The organism is Schaalia sp., assembly GCF_050312375.1.
GTDB classification, from domain to species: domain Bacteria; phylum Actinomycetota; class Actinomycetes; order Actinomycetales; family Actinomycetaceae; genus Pauljensenia; species Pauljensenia hyovaginalis.
In genome coordinates this window covers 1-4507 of sequence record NZ_JBNOYB010000035.1, presented here as the reverse complement: position 1 = coordinate 4507, position 4507 = coordinate 1, and the positions used below count along the sequence as shown (strand labels likewise).

Genomic DNA, 4507 nt, shown 5'->3' with positions numbered 1-4507 from the left:
GGACGAGCACGGCGTTGATCCGCCCGAGCCTGCGGCGCTTCTTCGCGTTCGCGGGGGGCTGGGACTGGGGTCCGGGGGCGCGCACCACCGCTTGGGTTGTCGCGGGCTGGGGCTCGGGGCGGGGGGATGTGGCGGCGGGGGTCTCACCCGTCGCGCGTGCGGGGGCCTTCGGGGCGACCTCGGCCCGGCGCCGACCGAGCTCGGCGGGAATGGCGGCCTGGACCCGGGCGAGCTGATCGAGCGCCTCGGCGGCGTCGGCCGGGCGTTCGAGGGGGTCGCGCGCCGTCAAGGACGCGATGAGATCGTCGATCTCCCGCGGGATCCAGGGCAGGGTCCTCGAAGGCTCCGGGACGGTGTCCAAGACGTGATGCTGGGCGATCTGAAGCGCGGGCTCGCCTTCCCAGGGGACTGAGCCGGTGAGCATCTCGTAGGCCATGATCCCGACCGAGTACAGGTCGGTCCGCTCGTCGATCGCTCCGGCGAGGGCGATCTCGGGGGCGATGTACGCGATCGTGCCGAGCATCGAGCCGGTCGTGGACATGGAGACTTCCGAGGCCGCTCGCGCCAGCCCGAAGTCCGTGACCCGGGCCGGGGGATCGGCGGGCATGAGGACGTTCTCGGGCTTGATGTCGCGGTGGATGACGCCGACGCGGTGAGCGGCGCGCAGGGCGTCGAGCACGTCGTGGAGGATCTGCAGCGTTCGGCGGATCGACAGCGCGCCCTCCTGGTTGAGGAGCGTCCTCAGGTTCGGGCCGTCGATGAACTCCATGACGAGGAATCCCTGACCGTGGATGACCCCCTGATCGAAGACGGAGACGACTCCGGGGTGGATGATGCGCGCGGCGGACCGGGCCTCTCTGCGGAAGCGTGCGACGAAGTCCGCCGACTCCGCGAGGTGCGGGTGCATGATCTTGAGGGCGACCGGGCGGTCGAGCCGCTCGTCCTGAGCGAGATAGACGGTCGCCATCCCGCCGCGGGCGAGTCGGCGCTGAATGCGGTAGCGCTCGTCGAGGAGCATTCCGATCATCGGATCGGGAGCGGCAGACCCGTCGTTCCCCGCGCCCTTCGGCGCGCCCGGCACGGGCGTCGACGCCGCGGGGCGCAGAACCTCGGTGGGTCGGCCCGGGGCGGGCGACGCATCGGGAGCGGAATCGAAATCGGTCACCCGTGGATTCTATGGGAGGGCGCGGCTCGATCTCACTGAAGCGGGCGGCGTGCCCGAATACCGGCGCCCCCCGGGTGGACTAGGGTGGGCGCATGGCCGATTTTCCCGAGACCGTTTCTTTCGAAGAGGCGAGCCGCCTCCTCGGCGTGGAGCCGAGGCGCGTCAAGCAGCTCGTCCGCGACCGGATCCTGTTCAGCGTCGCGCTTGCCGACGGGTCCCGCGGGATCCCCCGCGAGATCATCGTGTCCGGTGAGAACGGGTGGGAGCCGCATTTCGCGCTGCCCGGCACGCTCACACTGCTCTCCGATGACGGTTTCACCCCCGATGAGGCGGCCGCTTGGCTGTACACCTTCCAGGAGGAGCTCGCTCAGACTCCGATGGCGGCGATCCTTTCGGGGCGTCATCATCGGGTGAATGCGATCGCCTCGACTCTCGCGTTCTGAGGGCCCGGGCGAAGCGCCCTCAGTTCGTCCGCGCGGTGATGATCCGCGACAGTTCGAGGAGGTCGCTTCTCATCTGCGGGGTGAGGGCTGAATCGTCGAGGGCGCGCGCCCCTTCTTCGATGAGCGCTTCGATGAGCCCCTCGTGACCGGCGCGGCCCCGTGCCGCGATGATGTCCGCGGCCTCCGCGAGCTCGCCGGGGCCCGGATCGGGGTTGCCCAGTGCCCGTTCGAGGTGGAGGCGTTCGGCCTCGGAGGACTTCTCCCAGGTGAGGGCGAGGAGGACCGTCCGCTTGCCCTCGCGGATGTCGTCGCCCGCGGGTTTGCCCGTGACCTCGGGGTCTCCGAAGACGCCGAGGTCGTCATCGCGGAGCTGGAAGGCGATGCCCCAGGGGGTGAGCGCGGATTCGAGGGTGCGCAGGACCTCCTCGTCGGCTCCGGCGGCCATCGCTCCCAGGAGGGCCGGCTGGACGACGGAGTAGCGGGCGGATTTCCTCAGTACGACTTCGCGGGCGTCTGGGACGCTCGGCCCGAATGCGCGAAGGGGGAGGTTCTCGGCCCGGACGTCGAGGTACTGGCCGAGAGCGACTTCGGCGTGCATGTGCGCGTAGCGCGCGAGGAGGCGCGTCGCCCGATCGTGCGGGAGGCGCTCGCTCTGGCGGATCATCGTGGATTCGGCGGCTGAGAAGAGGAGATCGCCGAGGAGGACCGCCGCTGCCGCGCCGAAGTCCGGGGCGGAGCCCGACCATGAGGAGTGCGCGTGCGCGCGGGCGAAGCGGACGTGGGGCGTCGCGATGCCGCGGCGCGTCTGGGCCTTGTCGATGAGGTCGTCGTGGACGAGGGCGCTGGCCTGGTAGAGCTCCAGGGCTGCGCCGAGCAGGTGGACGTCGCTCTCGCCGATCGGCGCCCCGGATCCCAGCGAGGCTCCGAAGTGCGCGAGGAGGGCGCGCAAGCGCTTGCCCGATCGGATGGCGTCCCTGGCGGCCTCGACGAGCACGTCGGCCGCATCGCCGGCTTCGAGTGCGCCCAAGGCCTCGTCGAGGGCGCGCGCCGTGTCGAGATCGATGCGGGGGCGAAGTGCTGCGAATCGCCTGTCGAGTGTCGTCATGCGCTTCAGCCTAGTGCAGGGCGAAGAGTGAGAAGGGGCTCCATTTAGCACGAAGCGGTGCGCGAGGGCAATAGTTCTGAGAGAAATCTGGGAATGTCGGATTATAATGGTCGTTGATTGCGCCGTCATCGATTGGATCGGCGCTGTTCCCGTCTTCTGCGAAAGGGATACGTGTGGCCGCATCGAGCACTGCCAGGGGATCGTCGAGGAATGCGAAGGCTGAGGAGGTCGAGCAGGACGCCCAGGTGACCGAACAGGCCAAGCCGAAGCGCCGTTCGACGAAGAAGGCCGCTTCTGGCGCCGAGGGCGAAGCCGAGAAGGCTGCGACGCCGAAGAGGGCAGCTGCGAAGAAGCCCGCGGCCAAGAAACCCGCTGCGAAGAAGACGGCTGCGAAGAAGGCTCCGCTTGAGGAGGCGCCCGCGGCCGATGAGGGCGTCCCCGCCGAGGCTCCGAAGGCGAAGAAGTCGGCCGCCAAGAAGTCCGCTGCGAAGAAGCCGGGCGCGACGAAGGCCTCTCCGCGCAAGTCGACGGCGAAGAAGGCGGCCGCGCAGGCGGCTCCGGCCGATTCCGAGGAGCCCCTCGACGAAGCGGATGCCGTCGAGGACGCCGAGGTCGATGTCACCGACGAGGACATCGAGATCTCGGAGGAGGATCTCGAGGTCGATGACTCGGACGATTCGGAGGACGCTTCGGGCGAGGACGCGGATTCGGGTGAGGACGAGGACGAGGCCAAGAAGGACAAGGAGAAGGACCGTCCGGCGGCCTCCCTCGCCGCGAAGGGCGCCTTCGTCGTCTCGGATTCCGACGATACGGATGAGCCGGTCCAGCAGGTGACGGTGGCGGGTGCGACCGCGGATCCCGTCAAGGACTACCTCAAGCAGATCGGCAAGGTGTCGCTCCTCAACGCCGAGCAGGAAGTCGACCTCGCCCGGCGCATCGAGGCGGGCCTGTACGCCGAGTACAAGCTCAAGAACGAAGCGGATGCGATGACGCCGAAGGAGCGTCGTGAGCTCCATTTCCTCGCTCAGGACGGTCAGCTCGCCAAGAACCACCTCCTCGAGGCGAACCTCCGCCTCGTCGTGTCTCTGGCCAAGCGCTACACGGGCCGGGGGATGCAGTTCCTCGACCTCATTCAGGAGGGCAACCTCGGTCTGATCCGCGCGGTCGAGAAGTTCGACTACACGAAGGGCTACAAGTTCTCGACCTACGCCACGTGGTGGATCAGGCAGGCGATCACGCGTGCGATGGCGGATCAGGCCCGGACGATCCGCATCCCGGTGCACATGGTGGAGGTCATCAACAAGCTGGCCCGCGTTCAGCGCCAGATGCTTCAGGATCTCGGCCGCGAACCCACGCCGGAGGAGCTCGCGAAGGAGCTCGACATGACTCCGGAGAAGGTCGTCGAGGTTCAGAAGTACGGTCGTGAGCCGATCTCCCTGCACACGCCCCTCGGCGAGGACGGGGATTCCGAGTTCGGAGACCTCATCGAGGACTCCGAGGCGATCGTCCCCGCCGACGCGGTCTCCTTCACCCTCCTGCAGGAACAGCTCCACAACGTCCTCGACACCCTGTCCGAGCGCGAGGCGGGGGTCGTCTCGATGCGCTTCGGCCTCGGGGACGGACAGCCCAAGACCCTCGATGAGATCGGCAAGGTCTACGGCGTGACGCGCGAGCGGATCCGCCAGATCGAGTCGAAGACGATGTCGAAGCTCCGGCATCCCTCGCGCTCGCAGGTTCTGCGCGACTACCTCGACTGAGCCCGTTCTCCGTCGCGGCTCGGGCGGGGCGCCTCGA

Annotated in this window: 4 protein-coding genes; 2 read left to right on the top strand and 2 right to left on the bottom strand. The window is 68.6% G+C overall.

Annotated features, from left to right (window positions below; all coding sequences use genetic code 11):
• Nucleotides 1–1027 (bottom strand): protein kinase domain-containing protein (locus tag ACQY7V_RS02490; RefSeq protein WP_428638737.1); only part of this gene is annotated, 1027 nt, incomplete at its 3' end.
• 230 nt (nt 1028–1257) lie between these two features.
• On the opposite strand from ACQY7V_RS02490, the gene ACQY7V_RS02485 reads away from it, so the two are divergent.
• The gene (locus tag ACQY7V_RS02485; RefSeq protein WP_154477374.1) at nt 1258–1608 is read left to right on the top strand and encodes an Rv2175c family DNA-binding protein; all 351 of its coding nucleotides are present in this window, start codon (nt 1258–1260) and stop codon (nt 1606–1608) included.
• 19 nt (nt 1609–1627) lie between these two features.
• On the opposite strand, the gene ACQY7V_RS02480 is transcribed toward ACQY7V_RS02485, so the two are convergent.
• Nucleotides 1628–2713 (bottom strand): polyprenyl synthetase family protein, encoded by a 1086-nt coding sequence (locus tag ACQY7V_RS02480; protein WP_303772952.1) that lies wholly within the window; start codon nt 2711–2713, stop codon nt 1628–1630.
• 173 nt (nt 2714–2886) lie between these two features.
• Here ACQY7V_RS02480 and ACQY7V_RS02475 point away from each other — a divergent pair, with 173 nt between their 5' ends.
• The gene (locus ACQY7V_RS02475; RefSeq protein WP_320836347.1) at nt 2887–4470 is read left to right on the top strand and encodes an RNA polymerase sigma factor; all 1584 of its coding nucleotides are present in this window, start codon (nt 2887–2889) and stop codon (nt 4468–4470) included.
• The last annotated feature ends 37 nt before the right edge of the window (nt 4471–4507 follow it).

Coding starts and splice junctions, on each gene's coding strand:
- ACQY7V_RS02480 (WP_303772952.1), bottom strand. CDS start 2,713: ATGACGACACTCGACAGGCGATTCGCAGCACTTCGCCCCCGCATCGAT.
- ACQY7V_RS02485 (WP_154477374.1), top strand. CDS start 1,258: ATGGCCGATTTTCCCGAGACCGTTTCTTTCGAAGAGGCGAGCCGCCTC.